The organism is Rhodopseudomonas palustris, from assembly GCF_003591005.1.
GTDB classification, from domain to species: domain Bacteria; phylum Pseudomonadota; class Alphaproteobacteria; order Rhizobiales; family Xanthobacteraceae; genus Rhodopseudomonas; species Rhodopseudomonas palustris_K.
Map to the genome: position 1 here is coordinate 51560 of NZ_QYYD01000009.1, position 19212 is coordinate 70771.

Consider the following 19212-nt stretch of genomic DNA (forward strand, 5'->3'; position numbering starts at 1 on the left):
TTCGAGCCGACGGGAGAAGCTCGGTCTTGTATAAATCAGGAAGTGCATTGGATACAATAATGGAGCCGGGCCAATGGCGAGTCGGGCGATACGATCGGCGCAAGCGGTTCAGGATGCGCCCGGGGCGGATGGCCGGCCGCAGGCGGGCGATGCCAGCCTGCTGCAGTTCTGGCGCGTCGACGTCGAGCTTCAGGGCAAGCCGATTCTACGCGACGTCGACCTGTCGATCGGCAAAGGCGAGATCGTCTGCGTGGTCGGGCCGTCGGGCAGCGGCAAGACGACGATGTTGCGGACACTCAGCGGCTTCACGCCGCCGACCAGCGGACGCGTGCTGTTCGACGGCCAGGACATCCGCAAGCCGCGCCAGGACATCGCCATCGTGTTCCAGGATTACGGCCGCGCGCTGCTGCCATGGCGCAATGCCGCCAGGAACGTCGAACTGGCGATGGAGGCCGGCAACACGCCGCGCGCCGGCCGCGCCGCCGAGATTCAGCGCCTGTTGTCGTTGATGGGGCTTGCGGCCCACGCGGACAAATATCCGGGCCAGATGTCCGGCGGCATGCAGCAGCGCTTGCAGATCGCCCGCTGTCTCGCACAGACGCCGGCGGTGATCCTGATGGACGAGCCGTTCGGCGCGCTCGACGCGATGACCCGGCAGACGCTGCAGGACGAGGTGCTGAAGCTCGTCCAGTCGATGAACACCACCGTATTCTTCGTCACCCACGATCTCGACGAGGCGATCTATCTGGCCGACCGGGTGGTGGCGCTGCTGCCCAATCCGGGTCGGATCGGACAGATCTTCGACGTCGACCTGCCCTACCCCAGAGACCAGATCTCGACGCGCGAGCACCCGACCTTCCTGAAGCTGCGGCGTCAGCTCTTCAACTACGTCAAGAGCGCCGAACAATGACCGCAGCCTCGAAGCCGTTTGGCACAATGCGGGGGCTGGTCGTCCCCGTCGTGCTGATCGTGGCCGCCGAACTCGGCGGCCGGCTGGCGGCGCTCGACAGCCTGACGCTGGCTCTGCCGTCGCAGATCGTGGTCGCGCTGGCCGCCGCGCTCGCCGACGGCACGTTGCTGCAGGCGACCGCCGAAACGCTGTGGAGCGTGCTGAGCGGCGTCACGATCGGAACCGCGCTCGGTCTCATCCTCGGCCTCGCGCTGGGGCTGAGCCGGCCGCTCGACCGCCTGCTCGCCGTGCTGATCGAACTGCTGCGACCGATCCCGACGGTGGCGCTGATTCCCCTCGTCATCCTCATCGCCGGCCTCGGCTACGTCACCGAGATCGTGATCGTCGCCTTCGGCACGATGTGGCCGGTGCTGATCATTTCGCGCGGGGCGATTCTCGGGGTCGAGCCGCGGCTGTTCGAGGTCGCGCAGGCGCTGGGATTTTCATGGCCGCGCCGCATTCAGAAATTCGTCCTGCCGTCGATCGCGCCGCGCGTCTTCCTGGCATTCCGGCTCGCCGTCGGCTTCGCGCTGATCATCGCCGTGACGGTTGAGATCACCACCAACCCGCTCGGTCTCGGCAACGCCATGGTGGTGGCGCAGAATGCGCTGAATCCGGCGCTGACGCTGGCCGTGCTGGTGTGGATCGGCTTGATCGGCTGGCTGCTCAGCAGGGCGCTGGTCGAGCTCGAACGCCTGGCGTTTCCGGGCGCTGGATCGGCGGTGCGCCGATGAAACGCGCCGGCTGGTGGCTGGCGAGCCTCGGCGTGGTCGCGGCGGCCGTCTATGGCTGGCAGCTCGTGACGGCGGCGGGCCTGGTCTCGCCGGTGTTCGTGCCGAGCCCGCAGCGGGTGTGGAGCGCTCTGCAACGCGGCATCCAAACCGGCGCGCTCACCAACTACACGCTGCAGACCGTGGTCCACATGTTCTGGGGCTGGTTCGCGGCGTCCTGTGCGGCGATCGCGCTCGGATCGATCATCGGCATGTCGCCGACGATCCGCGCCTATCTGCAACCTTCGCTCGAACTGATGCGGCCGCTGCCGGCGTCCGCCACGATTCCGATCTTCACCCTCGCGCTCGGCCTCAATGACGGCCTGGTGCTCAGCGTGATCGCCTTCGGCGCGGTGTGGCCGACGCTGCTGTCGACGATCTACGGCTTCGAGTCCGTCGATGAACGACACTACGAGGTCGCCGCAGCGCTCGGCATGTCGAGGTTCGATATCGTGCGCAAGATCGCGCTGCCGAGCGCGCTGCCCGACATTCTGGCGGGGATGCGGGTGAGCGTCACCATCGCGCTGATCCTGACCATCGTCTGCGAAATGATCGCCGGAGTCGGCGGCCTCGGCCAATGGATCCTCAACGCCGGCCGCACCTTCCGCGCCGACAATTTGTTCGCCGGCATCTTCGTGCTCGGTCTGCTCGGCCTGATCAGTACCAACCTGATCGTCGGCGCGGAGCGCTACATGCTGAGATGGAAACAGACTTAACCAGCAAAGGACACGACATGGTTCGTCACGCGTTCGCAGCCGTCTTCGCCGCAATTCTCGCGATCACCGCGATGTCACCCGCGCAGGCCCAGCAAAGCCTCAAGCTCGGCATCGGCGTCACCTCGGATTTTCTCGCCGCCTACATGGCGCTCGATCAGGGCCTGTTCGAGAAGCACGGGCTTAAGGTCACCCCGGTGTCGATGGCCGGTTCAGCGGGATCGAACCAGATCGCGGCGCTGGTCGCCGGCTCGTTCGACGTGCTCGCCGCCTCAGGTCCCGGCCTGATCCAATCCGCCGACGCCGGATTGCCGCTGGTCGGCATCGCCAACGGATCGGTGCTGCCGACCTTCGGCAATCTCGGGATCGTGGCCAGGACCGGCAGCAACATCGCCAAGCCGGCGGATCTGGTCGGCAAGAAGGTGGCGATCGCCGGGCTGAACAACATCCTGCATTTCGCCGCGCAAAACTGGCTGGCCGAGAACGGCGTGGACTATAAGAAAATCCAATGGGTCGAAGTGTTGTTCGCCCAGCAGCAGGATCTGATGAAAGCCGGGCAGTTCGACGCCGCGGTGATGACCGACCCGTTCTTCACCACCACGGTCAATCAGGGCATCGGCTATCCGGCCGGCAAGGTCTACGACAAGGCGCCCGCCGGCGTGACGCTCGGCCTCTACATCGCCACGCGGAGCTGGGCCGACAAGCACCCGCAGGAATTGGCGTCGTTCCGTGCGGCGCTGGCCGACGGCGAGGCGCTGGCCAAGAGCGATAACAAGCTAGCGATGGACGTGCTGGCGAAATACACCAAGCTGCCGGCCGCGGCGCTGGCCCTGGTCGGAATGCCGAATCTGGCCACCAAGCTCGAACCGGGCAATCTCGAATGGTGGTTCAACGTGCTGCAGAAGCAGGACGTCCTCACCAGCAAGATCACGGCGTCCGACGTCGTGTTCAAGTAACCGCGTCCTTCATCGCCGCAGCGATCGGCCGCGCGGATGCGGTTCCGGCAGGCGCCGGGACGCTGCCGCGCGGCAGACGCCCGCGCGAGGCGGGCCGAGCCGCAAGGTTGCAACCGCGGCGAAAAAGATCCCGCCGAATGCCACGTTGACACCAAGGGCCATCGGCCTACATTGGATTCGTTCCGAGGGGGGCTCCGACGAGGAGCTGAGATACTGCAAGCTCGCCGTTTCGATCTTTTGTCGGATTGAATGAGCGGGACCGCAGTGACCCTTTGAACCTGATCCGGGTCATGCCGGCGAAGGGACAGGGATGCATCAGAGACTTGAAGGCCGTCGCGGGGCCGAATCCGCTCATTCACCCATCTACGCATCTGCACCGGCGAGCGCGCCCGCACCGGCCCGCTCGGCCGCCGAGACGGCTGCCGCGGCGCAGCGCAGCGAAAAGCCCGATCTGCGCAAGGACGCGCCGGCCTCGGTGATCGGCGCCGGCATCTCCGGCGCGTGGCAGGCGCTGCTGCTGGCCCGCGCCGGCCGCAAGGTCACTCTGTACGAGCGCGGCGACAGTGCGATGACGCAGGCCACCAGCCATTGGGCCGGCGGCATGCTGGCGCCGTATTGCGAGGCCGAGGGCGCCGAGCCGATGGTCGGCGAGATGGGCCTGCGCTCGCTGGAGATGTGGCGCAAGGAGTTCCCCGAGACCGCGTTCAACGGTTCGCTGGTGGTGGCGCATCCGCGCGACCGCGCCGATTTCGAGCGCTTCGCCAGGATGACCACCGGCCACCGGCGGCTCGACGCCGACGGCGTCGCCGAGCTCGAGCCGGCGCTCGCCGGCCGGTTCCGCGAGGGCTTGTACTTCCCCGACGAAGGCCATGTCGAACCGCGCCTGGTGCTGGCGCAACTGCACAAGCGGCTGGTCGAAGCCGGCGGCACGATCCATTTCGAGTCGGAGATGACGCCCGAGGATCTGGACGGCCTGGTGATCGACTGCCGCGGCATGGCGGCGCGTGACAAGGCGCCGGAGCTGCGCGGCGTCAAGGGCGAGATGGTGGTGATCAAGACCGCCGAGGTGACGCTGTCGCGCCCGGTGCGGCTGATGCACCCGCGCTGGCCGCTCTACGTCATCCCGCGCGAAAACAATCACTTCATGCTCGGCGCCACCACGGTCGAGAGCGAGGACGAGCTGGTGATGGTGCGCTCGGCGCTGGAGCTGCTCAGCGCGGCCTACGCGGTGCATCCGGCGTTCGGCGAAGCGCATATCGTCGAGATCGGCGCCGGCCTGCGCCCCGCCTTCCCCGACAATCTGCCGCGCATCGCCATCGGCAACCGCCGCATCGCCACCAACGGCCTCTACCGCCACGGCTTCCTGCTGGCGCCGGCGCTGGCCGAGAAGATGCTCAACTACGTCGAACGCGGCGAGATCGACAACCAGGTGATGCGATGCTTGTGACGGTGAACGGCGAACAACGCGAGGTTTCGTCCACCAGCGTCGCGGCGCTGATGCAGGAACTGGACTGCACCGCCGGCCACTACGCGGTCGCGATCAACTACGACGTCGTGCCGCGCGGCAAATGGGACGAAACCACGCTCGCCGCCGGCGACGAAATCGAAATCCTGACGCCGCGGCAGGGAGGATGAGGATGGCCCCTATGACCGCCACACACCGCAGCGCCCCTGCTCCCCTCCCCCTTGCGGGGAGGGGTCGGGGGTGGGGGTCCCCAGGCACAGCGCCCGCGTCGCCCTCACCCCAGCCCTCTTCCGCAAGCGGGAGAGGGAGCGAGGCGCAGCGGACTAATCAAGATGCGGAGCAACACGCATGGTGAAATTCTACGATCGCGAGATCTCCTCGCGCCTCCTCATCGGCAGCGCCCTGTATCCGTCGCCCGCCATCATGCAGGACGCCATTCGCGAGTCCGGCGCGGAGATCGTCACCGTGTCGCTGCGCCGTGAGGCCGCCGGCGGCAAGGCGGGCGATCAGTTCTGGTCGCTGATCCGCGAACTCGGCGTCACCGTGCTGCCCAACACCGCCGGCTGCCGCAGCGTGCGCGAGGCGGTGACCACCGCCAAGCTGGCGCGCGAGCTGTTCGCCACGCCGTGGATCAAGCTCGAAGTGATCGCCGACAACGACACGCTGCAGCCCGACGTCGTCGGCCTGGTCGAAGCCGCGCAGATCCTCAGCAAAGACGGCTTCGAAGTGTTTCCCTATTGCACCGAGGATCTCAGCGTCGCCAACCGCCTGGTCGATGCCGGCTGCCGCGTCATCATGCCGTGGGCGGCGCCGATCGGCAGCGCCCGCGGCATCACCAATCGCGATGCGCTGAAGCTGCTGCGCGACCGCCTGCCGGACATCACGCTGGTGGTCGACGCCGGGCTCGGCGCGCCGAGCCACGCCGCCGAGGCCTTAGAGCTCGGCTACGACGCCGTGCTGCTCAACACCGCAATCGCCAAGGCCGAAGATCCGGTGGCGATGGCGCGCGCCTTCAAGCTCGCGGTCGAAGCCGGCCGCACCGGATACGAAGCGGGGCTGATGGGCGCCCGCGATTTCGCCTCGCCCTCCACCCCAGTCATCGGGACCCCGTTCTGGCATGCCGTATCCTGACCGCTTCTATCCTGTCGTCGACAGCCTCGCCTGGGTGAAGCGCCTCACCGCGCTCGGCGTCGGCACCGTGCAGCTCCGCGCCAAGGAGCTGAACGACGCTGAGGCGCTGCAGCTCGTCACCGACGCGCTCGAACTGGTGAAGGGCACGCCGACGAAGCTGATCATCAACGACTACTGGCGCGCCGCGATCGTCGCCGGCGCCCAGCATCTGCATCTCGGGCAGGAAGACCTCGCCGAGGCCGATTTGCACGAGATCAAGAGCGCCGGTCTCACGCTCGGCCTGTCGACCCACGACGACGCCGAACTGGAAACCGCGCTGGCCGCCGAGCCGACCTACATTGCGCTAGGCCCGATCTTCCCGACCACGCTGAAATCGATGCGCTTCGCGCCGCAGGGCATCCCGAAGATCACCGAGTGGAAGAAGCGCGTCGGCAGCATCCCGCTGGTCGCGATCGGCGGCATCAAGCTGGAACAGGCCGAAGAGATCTTTGCCGCCGGCGCGGATTCGATCGCCGTCGTCAGCGACGTCACGCAAAACCCCGACCCAGACGCCCGCGTGCGCGCCTGGCTGGACTACACCGCGGAGACGGTGTGACGAACCGCACACCCTCTCCTCGTCATTGCGAGCGCAGCGAAGCAATCCAGCGCAGTGCACCGAACTGGATTGCTTCGTCGCTAACGCTCCTCGCAATGACGCTCTGAGCGAACGCAACGCACGACCAAAGCGGACCGATAACAACCGATCACAGGAGGATAGCATGAATATCCGCTCCAACCCCGAGACCACCCGCGCGGCCGTCACCACCGGCGCCCTGCCCTCGTCGCGGAAGATTCACGCGGTCCCGACCGCCGCGCCCGACCTGCGCGTGCCGCTGCGCGAAATCATCCTCTCTGAAGCCGCCACCGAGCCGAACCTGCCGGTGTACGACACCTCCGGCCCCTACACCGACCCGAACGTCATCATCGACGTCAACAAGGGCCTGCCGCGCATCCGCACCGAATGGGTCAAGCAGCGCGGCGGCGTCGAGCAGTATCAGGGCCGCGACGTCAAGCCGGAAGACAACGGCAATGTCGGCGCCGCGCACGCCGCCAAAGCCTTCACCGCCTATCACCAGCCGCTGCGCGGCGTCGGCAACGCGCCGATCACGCAATACGAATTCGCCCGCGCCGGCATCATCACCAAGGAGATGATCTACGTCGCCGAGCGCGAGAATCTCGGGCGCAAGCAGCAGCTCGAGCGCGCCGAAGCCGCGCTCGCCGACGGCGAAAGTTTTGGCGCCGCAGTGCCGGCGTTCATCACGCCGGAATTCGTCCGCGACGAGATCGCCCGCGGCCGCGCCATCATCCCGGCCAACATCAACCACGGCGAACTCGAGCCGATGATTATCGGCCGCAACTTCCTCACCAAGATCAACGCCAACATCGGCAACAGCGCGGTGACGTCGTCCGTCGAGGAGGAAGTCGACAAGATGGTGTGGGCGATCCGCTGGGGCGCCGACACCGTGATGGACCTCTCCACCGGCCGCAACATCCACACCACGCGCGAATGGATCCTGCGCAATTCGCCGGTGCCGATCGGCACCGTGCCGATCTATCAGGCGCTGGAGAAGTGCGACGGCGACCCGGTCAAGCTGACCTGGGAGCTGTACAAGGACACGCTGATCGAGCAGGCCGAACAGGGCGTCGATTACTTCACCATCCACGCCGGCGTGCGGCTGCAATACATCCACCTCACCGCCAGCCGCGTCACCGGCATCGTCTCGCGCGGCGGCTCGATCATGGCGAAGTGGTGCCTGGCGCATCACCAGGAGAGCTTCCTCTACACGCATTTCGACGAGATCTGCGACCTGATGCGCAAATACGACGTGTCGTTCTCATTGGGCGACGGCCTGCGGCCGGGCTCGATCGCCGATGCCAACGACCGCGCCCAGTTCGCCGAACTGGAAACGCTCGGCGAGCTCACCAAGATCGCCTGGGCCAAGGGCTGCCAGGTGATGATCGAAGGCCCCGGCCATGTGCCGATGCACAAGATCAAGATCAACATGGACAAGCAGCTGAAAGAGTGCGGCGAAGCGCCGTTCTACACGTTAGGCCCGCTGACCACCGATATCGCGCCGGGCTATGATCACATCACCAGCGGCATCGGCGCCGCGATGATCGGCTGGTTCGGCTGCGCGATGCTGTGCTACGTCACGCCGAAGGAGCATCTCGGCCTGCCCGACCGCAACGACGTCAAGACCGGCGTGATCACCTACAAGATCGCAGCCCACGCCGCCGACCTCGCCAAGGGCCACCCCGCCGCGCAACTGCGCGACGACGCCCTCAGCCGCGCGCGATTCGAATTCCGCTGGCAGGACCAGTTCAACCTCGGCCTCGACCCCGACACGGCCCAGGCCTTCCACGACGAGACCCTGCCGAAGGAAGCCCACAAGGTCGCGCATTTCTGCTCGATGTGCGGCCCAAAGTTCTGCTCGATGAAGATCACGCAGGATGTGCGGGACTATGCAGCGGGATTGGGCGACAACGAGAAGGCGGCGCTGAACCTCGCCAGCGGCGGCTCCCTCGGCAACGTCGGCATGACGATGTCCGGCGTGATCGAAGACGGCATGGCGCAGATGAGCGAGAAGTTCAAATCGATGGGCGAGAAGCTGTATCTGGATGCGGAGAAGGTGAAGGAGAGTAACAAGGCGCTGTCGTAAGGGCAGGCTCTCCCCAAGCACAACGTCATGCCCGGGCTTGACCCGGGTTTGACGGTGTATTGAAATTGGGTGCGCTTTTTAGCGATTCTCGAAGCTGCTATTATTTTGGCAATCAAATGAGCATGGATCTTGGAACAGTTGCCGGGCTGCTGGGCGTCGCCTTAACAGTAATATTTTTCGTGATTGGTTACAGGCAAACAATTGGCGCGCGAAAAGAGAGGGCAGCAGCAACAAACCGCGACATTGCAGATACACTACTTCGCCGCCTAACGCTCGAATCTACATTTCAGATCACCTACCACGACATCGATCGATTTGCCGCCGGCAAGACGCTTGAAAACCGAGTAAAGCGATCTGACTCACTCTCAGTTGAAGAGCTCTTAGTGCTTCTTTACTCTCGTGTGGTCAGCAGCGACTACATCGGCACTGATCAAAGGCAGCAATTGCTGGACAAGATCAATAAGTGCTTCAAATCGGAGAGCCAGGACGAAGGGCGACTGAATAGGATTGAATTGGTTTCCGAAAGGGCGACCTCCGATGGAGCAGCCTCACAGATGGCCACTGACGTCAAGGGGCGCGATGAAAAACAGTTCATTCTTCTCGGGCTCATCTCAAGTCTTCTCGCAGGCATATCGACCGTGCTCGCGACTGGAATATTCGAGAGTACTTTAGATGGCCGGATAACGTCACCCCGCATTTTAATAATCGGGGGAGCGCTAATCCTAGTTACTTCTGCAGCTCTAGTTCTTGTTTATTGGTTGCGAGAGAGGTCTGCAGCAACACGCCAAATTGAGCCGGTACGTAACTTTGCACTCAAAGCTCAAGATTTCGAGCGCCGGTTCGTGCGGGCAATACGCGCATCAGGCATGGTCGCAACAGTCTCAAATGATTCGGCGGTCGATCTCGTCCTTTCATGCGGTGACAAGAAGTTCGCAATCGAACTAAAACTGTTTCCGCCCAACGTCCGAACGACCGCTGCCATTATAAAGCGAATGTCGGATGCCCTTCCTCGGTTGGGATGCGAGATGGGCTATCTTGTGGTCGCAACGGCAGTTCCCGAAGTCATCAAAGAAGCCGGCACTGAGAAGATCATCGTTGTAAATGACGAAGAATTCTTCAGTAAGTTTGGCAATCAAAATGGAAAGCCCGTAGCCCGTAGCCCGTAGGGCGGATTAGCGAAGCGTAATCCGCCGCTGCCGCGAACGCCGCTCGGCGGGTTACGCCTTTGGCTAACCCGCCCTACGGTCGAGCGTCGCTACGCCTCACCGAACTCTCCTTCGACACCGGCATCGCCCGTCCAGTCGATCGGAAACACGCCGCGACAGACGTCGCGGTGAAACGACGAATACGGCCAGTCCTGCACCAGACTGACCAGTCCATGCTTCACTGGATTGATCATGCAATACTCGACGTGGCGCGCGTAGTCGTCCTCGTCTCGGATCAGATGCTCCCAGAACCGGCGCTGCCAGATGCCCCGCTCGCGGCGCCTTGCGCGAACGACGCTCAGTCGTTCTTGCTTTGGTAGCCCCTTGGCGAAATGCGTCTTGATCAGCCGCCAGCGGGTGGAAAAATCGGCATCCTCGGGCGGCAAGGTCCAGACGGCGTGAAGATGGTCAGGAAGTACCACAACGGCATCGATCTCGAATGGAAGCCGCTGCCGCGTGCGCGCGACTGCGTCGCGCAGGATCGCGATGTGATCGACCAGTAGGGTATTTCGGCGTTCGAGCAGATTGACGGTGAAGAACCAGCATCCACCCGGCACAAAGGCGCGACGGTAGTTTGGCATGATTGATGTTAGCAGAATTGGCGGCGGCGTGCCGTGCCGGCGGGTTACGCCTTCGGCTAACCCGCCCTACGAGCTCGCCCGGAGCATCTATCGATCATCCGCCAGCGTCATCCGCCCGTCCACATTAACACCGCCTCAACCATGCTTCGGCGCAAGGCTCCGTTCGAGCCGGCCGTCAACCGTCCTGACAGCCCGCGGCCCGCATCATCGCGGTGAAGCGCTCCTGCTTCCAACAAACAACAAGGATCACCGATGCGGCCCCAAACCTCTGCGATGGCGATCGCCATGCTGGCCTGCGTCGGCCCCGCCGCCGCGCATGATGCGCCGCATGGCTACCCGGCGGTGCCGCTGCTCTCCACCGGCACGACGATCCTCGGCGAAACCATCCGCTACCCGGCCGGCGACGCCCATGTCACCGCCGCCATCGTCACCCTGGCGGCTGGCGAGCGCACCATTCTGCACAAGCACGAGGTGCCGCTGTTCGCCTACATCCTCGAGGGCGAACTGACCGTCGACTACGGCCCTCAGGGCACCCGGATCTATCGCACCGGCGATGCGCTGATCGAGGCGATGGGCGTCGCGCATTTCGGCCACAACACCGGCGCCGTGCCGATGCGCCTGCTCGGCGTCTATATGGGGGCGACCGGGATCAAGGACGTCACACCGGTCAATTAGCCCGTAGTGCGGATGAGCGAAGCTCATCCGTCACTCTCGCAAGCGCCGCCCGGCGGGTTACGCCTTCGGCTAACCCGCCCTGCGAGCTACCCATCTCGCGGCTGCTTCATGTTGCGCAGGATCATCTCTACGATCGCCGGTCCGTTCTGCTCCATGTCGCGCGCGACTTCGCGGGCTCGGGCCGGTGAGATGAGGCGCCCCTCTTCGCCATCGAAGATCACGCCGGAGGTCGCTTCGGCGTAGGCCGCGGCGGCCAGATAGGCGCTGGCGCCGGCGTCGAAATCGGCGCCCCAGCGAAACGCCAACGCGTGCCGCCACGGACGATCGAACGCGATCTCGGTGAGCTCCGCCATCAGCTTCGCAGCGTCCCACTGATCGCATTCGAACGCGGTCGGGCGATCGCGCAGCTTCACCGGCAACGCACCTCCGATTTCTGCGAATGGCCGCCCGGTCGACAATTGCAGCGGGCTCCCGGCTGCATCGATCGCCTGTTGCCAGGCCGCGATGGTGTCGAGCCGTTGGTCCGCGAGTACGAATATTTCTAACGACATGAAAAATTCCTTCAAGAAACAAGAACGGCAATAGGTAATCGGTGAGGCTTGTAACGACGCGAAAAATAAACGCATCGCCATAGAGAGCGAACTCGCGAAGCGTAGGCCGCCATCCGGCACATGCAACCGCCAAAACGGCCGGGCGAGTTACGCCTTCGGCTAACCCGCCGGCCAGCCGCGGCGCGAGGTCCGACATCGCTCTTAACGATTCGTTAGGCATAATCCACCGTTAGCGCGAACCAGACAGTTGACATCGCATTTATCACGTCATCAGCAAACGACGGAGTGAGACGATGAGTGAAGCGACGTTGATCCTTCCGAATATGCGCGGCGGCTGTGCGACGGTGGACGGCAAGGTGCACACGCTGTTTCAACTCAGTAGCCGCAGCAGCCGCAAGATGGCGCGGCCCGACGCGGCGAGCCCGGCGCCGACGCGTGACGACAGCGGCGCGGAGAACGCGGCGCAAGGGCGCGGCGAGTAGTTCAGGTCGTCATGGCGATTCCGGGTTCGCCGCTGTGCGGCGACCCGGAATGACGAACGTGAGGCCCGCCGGCCCGTAGCCTCGATGCAGCGAAGCGAAATCGAGGGGCCGCGTATGAGGCGGCCGATCTCCGGCGCCTCGCCTTGGCGCGTCCCGGATTGCGCTGCGCTCCATCCGGGCTACGGCTTGACAATTTTCCTATACGGACTATAATCCGCTCGTCCCGTCCGTGAGGGGCGCTTCTCGAGGGCGCTTGGAAGCGGGACGGATCATCGGCCGGGAGACCGGCCGGTGACGGTCGGCGGGGTCGCGCGATGCGGCGTCGCCCGGCCGGATGCGGCGTCCTGCGCGGTGTGCCTCGCACGCACATCGTCCGGGAAGTCGAGGGCCACCGTCCGCCGCTACTACGAGCGGCCGCCGCTTCAAGAGGCTGGACGGGTCGAGTGGAGGCCGGGGAAAGCCCGCAAGCTCGCTCGGTCCCGGAAGAGCGGTCCTTCGGCTCAAAACTCGCCGCGGTGGGCGCGCCGGACCGGCGTCGCGCGAGGGATCGCAGCCCTCGCGACAAGCTCCACCACTCTGCGCCGACCGGCGCGCCCCCGCCCCTCGCTGCGAAGCGACGGGCGCAAACCTCGGACGCTCCGGCGCCGCGAGAACGATCAGGCGTGGCTGTTTGACATCGTGATCAGCAGCAGCACTGACGGGTGAGCGTAGCGACTTTCGAGAGCGAGCGCTTTCGCCGGCTTCTCAGAGCCTGACCGCAAATGCGCGCTGTGAAATGAGGCACGTTCGCCTCCCCGCGTCATGCCCGGCCTTGTGCCGGGCATCCACGCCTTGCAGGCGGAGATGCAGCAAAGGCGTGGATGGCCGGGACAAGCCCGGCCATGACGGAGGTCGGGAGCAAGCTCAGCGACAAGACGCGCCCGAAACAACGCAACACTTTTGACGCATGCCTCCACGTCCTTCGAGGCGAGCCCTGCGGGCGAGCGCCTCAGGATGACGGCGCCGAAGATATGCGCCGATTGGCGCAGCCAACTACACGCCTTCCCGTTCCTTCACCCGCGCGCCGGGCGCAATCGTCGGCGGCGCGGCGTTGAGTTTCTCGATCGCAAAGCCCGCGGCCTGTTTGTAGCCGGCCATGAAGGCGGCGCGCTCGGCGGCCGGGATGACGTCGTCGATATTGTCGAAGGTGCCGCCGCAGCGCTCGTCGACGAGGTTCAAGAGACCGAACGGGCCCGCGCCGCGGTTGCGCAAAATCAGCTGCGAGATCGGGCCGCACAGCTTGGCGTCGAACGCCGCCAGCGCCTGTTGATTAGCACCATGCGCCACCATCGCGGCGCCGAGTTCGCGGGCGTCGACGATGGCCTGGGTGCCGCCGTTGGAGCCGGTCGGATACATCGCATGCGCGGCGTCGCCGATCAGCAGCACCGGTCCGTCGCGCCAGGTGGCGACCGGATCGCGGTCGATCATCGGATTCTCGTAAGCGGAGTCGGCGCTGCGGATCAGCGCCGGCATGTCGAGCCAGTCGTAGACCCAGCCGTCGAAATGATGCGCGAACTCGCTGGTCGGCACCTGCCGGAACCAGCCCTGCTGCTTCCAGCCCTCGGTGTTGTCCAGCGTCACCTCGGCGATCCAGTTCAGCATCGACAGTCCCGTTTTCGGATCGGGATGCGAGATCGGATAGATCACCACGCGATGCTTGTGGGTGCCGAGCCCGACGAACGACGCGCCGGTGCGGGTCGGCTTGCCCCAGGTGGTGCCGCGCCACATCACCGCGCCGCCCCAATGGATCGGCGGCTGGCCCGGATGCATCTGGGCACGAATGGCGGAGTGAATGCCGTCGGCGCCGATCAGCAGCGCGCCGGCGACCTCCGAGCTGCCGCCGTCGGCGTGCTCGACCGTGGCGACGACGCCGTCCGCGGTCTTGCGATAGGAGGTGACGCGGCGGCCGAGCTGCACCGCGCCGGCGCCGAGCCGCTCCACCACCTTGTCGTGCAGCAGCATGTGGAAGCGGCCGCGATGCACCGCGTATTGCGGCCAGGCGTAGCCGGCCAGCGTGCCGCGCGGCTCGGCGTAGATGTCGTTGCCGTTGAGGCCAACCAGCGCCCATTCCTTGGCCGGCAGGCCGACGCGGTCGAGATCCGCCGCGGTGATGCCGAGGTCGTAGAGCTCGCGCACCGCATTGGGCTGCAGATTGATGCCGACGCCGAGCGGCCGCATCTCGCGCGCCGCCTCATAGACGACGCAGGGCACGCCGATCTGCTGCAGCGTCAGCGCCGTTGCCAGTCCGCCGATGCCGCCGCCGGCAATGATCACTGTGTCGCTCATGAACGCCCCGCCCTGATCGTGTTTGCGGCTTGCTGTAGCCAGCTCCGCCCGGCGAGGCAACCGGGTCTGTCCTGCGGTTGCCCGACTTGACGACTAGAACATATCGGGAACATTCTGCCGGCGTGGTTTGCGAGGACGGTGAGGGCGCGATGACACACCAGACAGACGCTTCGCAGCGCGATGATTGCAGCCCGCCCCCATCGAGCTCACGAGCGCAGCGCTCGTCGGCACGCCCGCGCTTTGCATGCTACCTTAGCGGTGTCACAGCATCGAGGACACGCCATGCCGATCCAGCACTTCGCTCCGCCGCCGCACCTCAAGGCGCCGCCGCTGTCGTTCGCGACGCGGACCGGCGACCTGCTGTTCATCTCCGGCCTTCCCGGCTTCGATCCGCATGGCAATCTGCCGGCCGAATTCGACGCGCAGTTCGGCTTCGTGGTCGCGAGCCTGACGCGGGTGCTGAGCGAAGCCGGCGCCGGCCTGCGCGATCTCGTCAAGGTCAACGTGCTGCTGACCCGCGCGCAGGACGTGGTGCCGATGAACAAGCTGTATGCGCAGGCGTTCGGGCCGGCGCCCTACCCGGCGCGTACCACCTGCGTGGTCGCGGCACTACCCAATCCGGCGATGCTGATCGAAATCGAGGGCGTCGCGTCGCTGGCGAAGTAACCGCGGCCCGGCTGCGGCCCGACGTGGCGGCGGCCGCGACTCCCACTTCGCCGCAGCCGGCGCACGCGCATCCGGCGACGTCCTTGATCGACGTCAAAGTCGCAGCACCGCTCGCGATCATTTGCTTGCGGACAAATGCCGATCATCCACGGGTAAAACCCGCTCCCCGACGCAGGTCCAGCTTTCGGCGCGCGGTGATTAGCGGTAGGTTGGGCAGGTCATCAGGTCGAGGATCCGCGGTGCTGCGCAAAGCTTTCATGAAAGTGTTTTCGGCCCATCCGGTCGAGACCATCGCCGCGTGCACCGGTCTGTTCATGATCCTGCTCGGCGTCGCGCTCGGCACACAAACCGGCTGGGTCTGGTTCTGGGGCCAGATCTCGGCGATCGGCGGCGCCAGCCTCGCCACGCTGGCCGTGGTGTGGACCGTCCGCCAGCGCGCCACGGAAGCGCGCACCGCTGCGCATCTCAACGTGCTGGCGCGCCAGCTCGAGACCTCGATCAGCCAGATCCACAAATCGGTCAAAGGCGGCCGCGACGAATCGTTGCCGTCGGCCGTGTACCTCGCCCAGATCGAGCAGTGCATCGACAATCTGATCGGCGTCACCCACGAGATCGGCGAGATCACCGGCCGGCAGCTGCCGTTCGACGTGATCGAGATGCTGACGGCGCGCGACACGCTGCAGATCGAGGCGCGCATCACCGACAGCCCGGTGCCGGAGCGCAAGCTGGCGACCGAGACTGAGAATTGCCCGGCCTGCAAGAAGGCGGTGGAGTTTCAGATCGGCAGCCTGCCCGGCGACAGCGCCAAGCCGACCTGCCCGCATTGCGGCCAGCGCTTCCACGCCCATCGTTCGACGTCCGGCAATATCTTCCTGCGGATGCCCGGTGCCTCGCAATTCACCCGCGCGGTGTCGGTGAACTGCCCGGTCTGCGCCAGCAAGATTCCGGCGAATATCGACCAGGGCAAGCAGCAGGCCGAGACGCGGTTCTGCTTCTCCTGCGGTGCCAAGGTCAGCATCGATCCGCAGGCGCAGCAATGCACGCTGCTCAGCAAGCAGGACCGCCTGCCCGGCGCCCTCAACACCGCCGGCACGCTGGTCTGCGAGAAATGCGGCGACCCCGCCCAGGTGCTGACCTCGAACAGCGCCGGCACCTACGGCATCTGCCGCAAGGATGACGGCCTGGTGTTCCTCGCCGCCAATGCGAGCGCCGTGACGCCGCCGCGCAGCGACGCGGCGGAGTAGTTCGGCGGAGTAACAACACGCGATCCCGCCCCTCCCGTGTCGCGGAATACGTACTAAGCGTTTCGATTTGACAGCCGCGCCGCGCGCGATCACCCTTGCAGTTGCTTCGCAATCTCTCTTGCACTGCAGCAGATCCCCGCATGAGCAACGCTCCGCATTTCGATATCGACGTCGCCGCGTTCTGGGCCGATCCCTATCCTGCACTCGCGAAGATGCGCGCGCAGGCGCCGATCGCGTTCGTGCCGCAGCTCGGCTCGACGGTGCTGACACGGCGTGACGACATCTTCGTCACCGAGAAGCGCATCGACGTGTTCTCGTCGCATCAGCCGGCCGGGCTGATGAACCGGCTGATGGGCCACAACATGATGCGCAAGGACGGCGACGCGCATCTCGCCGAACGCACCGCGATGTTTCCGTCGGTGTCGCCGCGGACGGTGCGAGACGTCTGGCGCAAGCAGTTCCAGGCTCACGCCGATCGCATCCTGGACGCGCTGGCGCCGCAAGGCAGCGCCGATCTGGTCAAGGCGTTCGCGCTGCCGCTGTCCGGCGAGTGCCTGAAGAATATCACCGGCCTCACCAATATCACTTACCAAGAGATGGATGCGTGGTCGCAGGCGATGATCGACGGCATCGCCAACTACACCGGCGACGCCGCGATCGAAGCGCGCTGCCACGCGGCGACGGCGGGCATCGATGCGGCGATCGACGACATGATGCCGGTGCTACGCGCTCATCCGGACAGCTCGATGCTCAGCGTGCTGCTCGCCGCCGGCATGGCGATGGACTCGGTGCGCGCCAACATCAAGCTGGCGATCTCCGGCGGCCAGAACGAGCCGCGCGACGCCATCAGCGGCTGCGTCTGGGCGCTGCTGACGCATCCGGCGCAATACGCCAAGGTGCGCGCCGGCGAGGCGAGCTGGCTCGACGTGTTCGAGGAGTACGCCCGCTGGATCGCGCCGATCGGCATGTCGCCGCGCCGCGTCGCGCAGCCGTTCCATTATCGTGGCGTCGATTTCGAACCGGAGGACCGCGTATTCTTCATGTTCGGCTCGGCCAATCGCGACGAGGCCTGCTTTGCCGATCCGAACATATTCGACGTCAGCCGCGACCACGCCAAGAGCATCGCGTTCGGCGCCGGCCCGCATTATTGCGCCGGCGCCTTCGCGTCGCGCGCGATGGTGGCGGATGTCGCTCTGCCGAGCCTGTTCGCACGGCTGAAGCACTTGCGGCTCGACGCGCGCGAGCCGGTGCGGATCGGCGGCTGGGCGTTTCGCGGCCTGCTCAATCTGCCGGTTACGTGGCAAGGCGCGTCGCCGAATTGAAGCCGTCAAGTCGTCTCTGCTAAGGGAGAGACGTGTTGGAATCGTTTGGGGGTACGCGTGGCCGAAGCTGAATCCACCCGTCGCGGACGTCCGGGTCCACAAGGGCCGCGTGGCCGTCCCGGCGAACCGGGCCGTCCTGGACCGCAAGGTCATCCCGGCCGCCCCGGCCCGGAAGGTCCGCGCGGCAAGCCAGGCCCGGTCGGCAAGCCCGGCCCCCAAGGCAAGGCCGGCCCGCAGGGCAAGCCCGGTGCCGACGGCAAGCCGGGCCCGCAGGGTCCGCAAGGCAAGCCCGGCCCGGACGGCAAAGCCGGTCCGACCGGTGCCGACGGCAAGCTTGGCCCGCAGGGTCCCCGCGGCGAACAAGGCCCGCGCGGCGAGCAGGGCCCGCGCGGCGAAGCCGGCCCGCGCGGCGAGCCAGGTCCGGCCGGCGCGCTGCCGGCGCTCGAGCAGGTGATGCCGTGGCTGCACCTGATCTTCGACGCCTATGAGGACTACAAGGCCAAGCGCCAGCAGGACGCCCGCGACCGCGCCGAGCGCGAAGCGGCCGAAGCCCGCGAAGCCGCCGAGCATGCCGCCGCCGAACGTGAGATGGCCGAGGCACTGGCGCAGGACGACGACGCTGCTGACGGCGAGCCGGACAGCGGCGACAGGGACCAGGGCGGCAAGAAGCACAAGAAGAAGCGGCACAAGCACAAGGACTGAGCCTCGGCACGTCGGGATTCGACGATGATCGGCTCGATACCGGTCGACCTGTGTGCCGCACGAGCCTCGCGGACGTGGCCTTGCGCTCGCTAACGGGGTCACTAACTGTCTCCGCGAGAACTGCGATGCGGAGAGGCTGATGTCGACGATCTGGTACTACACCGTGCTGATCTTCGAATCGCTGCTCGGCGTGTTCGGGCTGCGGCTCTACGAGGAGCCCGCCTACGCGGTGCTGGATCGCCCCGCCGAGGCGATCGAGATCCGCCGCTACGCGCCGCGGCTCGCCGCCGAGGTCGCGCTCGGCCGCCAGGACGGCGCCGACGGCCGCGCCTTCACGCTGCTGTTCAACTACATCGCCGGCGCCAATCGCGGCGCGCAGCGCATCGCCATGACGACGCCGGTCGACGTCACCCGCCCGGAGAAGATCGCCATGACCGCCCCGGTCGAGACCGACCGCAGGGACGGCGCGATCCGGATGCGTTTCTTCCTGCCGGCGCGGTTCACCCCCGACACCGCCCCCGCCCCCGCCGATCCGCGCGTCAAGATCGTCACCGTGCCGGAGCAAACCATCGCCACGTTGCGCTTCACCTGGACCGGCCGCGACCTGCCGGCGCGCCAGCAGCAGCTCGTCGCAGCGCTCGGCACCAGCAAATGGCAGCCGAGCGGTGAACCGTTCGGACTGTTCTACGACGCGCCCTTCACCATTCCATTCCTGCGCCGCAACGAGGCCGCCGTGCTGGTCGCGCCGCGGTGAGGCGGAACAGCGGCTGGGCGCC

The 19212-nt window shown here is 66.0% G+C and carries 20 protein-coding genes and 1 riboswitch; of the genes, 17 read left to right on the forward strand and 3 right to left on the reverse strand.

What is annotated here, in order from left to right; all coding sequences use genetic code 11:
- Nucleotides 1-73: 73 nt before the first annotated feature.
- From D4Q52_RS10340 to D4Q52_RS10385, 10 genes are all read left to right on the forward strand, one after another.
- On the forward strand, nucleotides 74-910 hold the full coding sequence (locus D4Q52_RS10340) for an ABC transporter ATP-binding protein (RefSeq protein WP_119856478.1): 837 nt from the start codon (nucleotides 74-76) through the stop codon (nucleotides 908-910).
- Complete coding sequence (locus tag D4Q52_RS10345; protein WP_234831141.1) at nucleotides 907-1683, forward strand: ABC transporter permease; 777 nt, start codon at nucleotides 907-909, stop codon at nucleotides 1681-1683. Before D4Q52_RS10340 ends, D4Q52_RS10345 begins: the two co-directional genes overlap by 4 nt.
- On the forward strand, nucleotides 1680-2435 hold the full coding sequence (locus D4Q52_RS10350; RefSeq protein ID WP_119856479.1) for an ABC transporter permease: 756 nt from the start codon (nucleotides 1680-1682) through the stop codon (nucleotides 2433-2435). The genes D4Q52_RS10345 and D4Q52_RS10350 overlap by 4 nt, the downstream gene beginning before the upstream one ends.
- Nucleotides 2436-2452: 17 nt before the next feature.
- On the forward strand, nucleotides 2453-3388 hold the full coding sequence (locus tag D4Q52_RS10355) for an ABC transporter substrate-binding protein (protein WP_182915282.1): 936 nt from the start codon (nucleotides 2453-2455) through the stop codon (nucleotides 3386-3388).
- 175 nt (nucleotides 3389-3563) lie between these two features.
- A riboswitch (TPP riboswitch) is annotated at nucleotides 3564-3710 on the forward strand.
- Entirely contained in the window at nucleotides 3699-4835 is a 1137-nt protein-coding gene (locus D4Q52_RS10360) for an FAD-dependent oxidoreductase (protein WP_119856481.1), read from the forward strand. It overlaps the preceding riboswitch by 12 nt.
- Nucleotides 4826-5023 carry a sulfur carrier protein ThiS gene (gene thiS, locus D4Q52_RS10365; protein ID WP_119856482.1) on the forward strand — a complete coding sequence of 66 codons (198 nt, stop codon included), beginning with the start codon at nucleotides 4826-4828 and terminating at the stop codon, nucleotides 5021-5023. Before D4Q52_RS10360 ends, thiS begins: the two co-directional genes overlap by 10 nt.
- A 178-nt stretch (nucleotides 5024-5201) precedes the next feature.
- On the forward strand, nucleotides 5202-5984 hold the full coding sequence (locus D4Q52_RS10370; RefSeq protein ID WP_119856483.1) for a thiazole synthase: 783 nt from the start codon (nucleotides 5202-5204) through the stop codon (nucleotides 5982-5984).
- Nucleotides 5971-6579, forward strand: a complete 609-nt coding sequence (locus D4Q52_RS10375; RefSeq protein WP_119856484.1) for a thiamine phosphate synthase — start codon at nucleotides 5971-5973, stop codon at nucleotides 6577-6579. The genes D4Q52_RS10370 and D4Q52_RS10375 overlap by 14 nt, the downstream gene beginning before the upstream one ends.
- Before the next feature lie 163 nt (nucleotides 6580-6742).
- Nucleotides 6743-8683 (forward strand): phosphomethylpyrimidine synthase ThiC, encoded by a 1941-nt coding sequence (gene thiC / locus D4Q52_RS10380; protein ID WP_119856485.1) that lies wholly within the window; start codon nucleotides 6743-6745, stop codon nucleotides 8681-8683.
- A gap of 116 nt (nucleotides 8684-8799) precedes the next feature.
- Nucleotides 8800-9849, forward strand: a complete 1050-nt coding sequence (locus D4Q52_RS10385) for a hypothetical protein (protein ID WP_119856486.1) — start codon at nucleotides 8800-8802, stop codon at nucleotides 9847-9849.
- A gap of 89 nt (nucleotides 9850-9938) precedes the next feature.
- On the opposite strand, the gene D4Q52_RS10390 is transcribed toward D4Q52_RS10385, so the two are convergent.
- Nucleotides 9939-10469 carry an REP-associated tyrosine transposase gene (locus D4Q52_RS10390; protein ID WP_119856487.1) on the reverse strand — a complete coding sequence of 177 codons (531 nt, stop codon included), beginning with the start codon at nucleotides 10467-10469 and terminating at the stop codon, nucleotides 9939-9941.
- A gap of 252 nt (nucleotides 10470-10721) precedes the next feature.
- Here D4Q52_RS10390 and D4Q52_RS10395 point away from each other — a divergent pair, with 252 nt between their 5' ends.
- The gene (locus D4Q52_RS10395) at nucleotides 10722-11144 is read left to right on the forward strand and encodes a cupin domain-containing protein (protein WP_210210135.1); all 423 of its coding nucleotides are present in this window, start codon (nucleotides 10722-10724) and stop codon (nucleotides 11142-11144) included.
- Nucleotides 11145-11230: 86 nt separating this feature from the next.
- On the opposite strand, the gene D4Q52_RS10400 is transcribed toward D4Q52_RS10395, so the two are convergent.
- Entirely contained in the window at nucleotides 11231-11695 is a 465-nt protein-coding gene (locus D4Q52_RS10400) for a hypothetical protein (RefSeq protein WP_119856611.1), read from the reverse strand.
- Between the two features lie 293 nt (nucleotides 11696-11988).
- Between D4Q52_RS10400 and D4Q52_RS10405 the strand changes: the two genes are divergently transcribed.
- The gene (locus D4Q52_RS10405) at nucleotides 11989-12177 is read left to right on the forward strand and encodes a hypothetical protein (protein WP_119856489.1); all 189 of its coding nucleotides are present in this window, start codon (nucleotides 11989-11991) and stop codon (nucleotides 12175-12177) included.
- Between the two features lie 1032 nt (nucleotides 12178-13209).
- On the opposite strand, the gene D4Q52_RS10415 is transcribed toward D4Q52_RS10405, so the two are convergent.
- Complete coding sequence (locus D4Q52_RS10415) at nucleotides 13210-14502, reverse strand: flavin-dependent oxidoreductase (RefSeq protein ID WP_119856491.1); 1293 nt, start codon at nucleotides 14500-14502, stop codon at nucleotides 13210-13212.
- Between the two features lie 282 nt (nucleotides 14503-14784).
- On the opposite strand from D4Q52_RS10415, the gene D4Q52_RS10420 reads away from it, so the two are divergent.
- From D4Q52_RS10420 to D4Q52_RS10440, 5 genes are all read left to right on the forward strand, one after another.
- Nucleotides 14785-15168: a RidA family protein gene (locus D4Q52_RS10420; RefSeq protein ID WP_119856492.1), complete on the forward strand. Its 384-nt coding sequence runs from the start codon at nucleotides 14785-14787 to the stop codon at nucleotides 15166-15168.
- A 257-nt stretch (nucleotides 15169-15425) separates the two neighbouring features.
- Nucleotides 15426-16412 carry a hypothetical protein gene (locus D4Q52_RS10425; RefSeq protein ID WP_119856612.1) on the forward strand — a complete coding sequence of 329 codons (987 nt, stop codon included), beginning with the start codon at nucleotides 15426-15428 and terminating at the stop codon, nucleotides 16410-16412.
- Between the two features lie 140 nt (nucleotides 16413-16552).
- Nucleotides 16553-17734, forward strand: a complete 1182-nt coding sequence (locus D4Q52_RS10430; protein WP_119856493.1) for a cytochrome P450 — start codon at nucleotides 16553-16555, stop codon at nucleotides 17732-17734.
- 57 nt (nucleotides 17735-17791) lie between these two features.
- Nucleotides 17792-18436 (forward strand): collagen-like protein, encoded by a 645-nt coding sequence (locus tag D4Q52_RS10435; protein WP_119856494.1) that lies wholly within the window; start codon nucleotides 17792-17794, stop codon nucleotides 18434-18436.
- A 139-nt stretch (nucleotides 18437-18575) separates the two neighbouring features.
- On the forward strand, nucleotides 18576-19190 hold the full coding sequence (locus tag D4Q52_RS10440) for an SOUL family heme-binding protein (protein WP_182915283.1): 615 nt from the start codon (nucleotides 18576-18578) through the stop codon (nucleotides 19188-19190).
- Nucleotides 19191-19212: the final 22 nt, after the last annotated feature.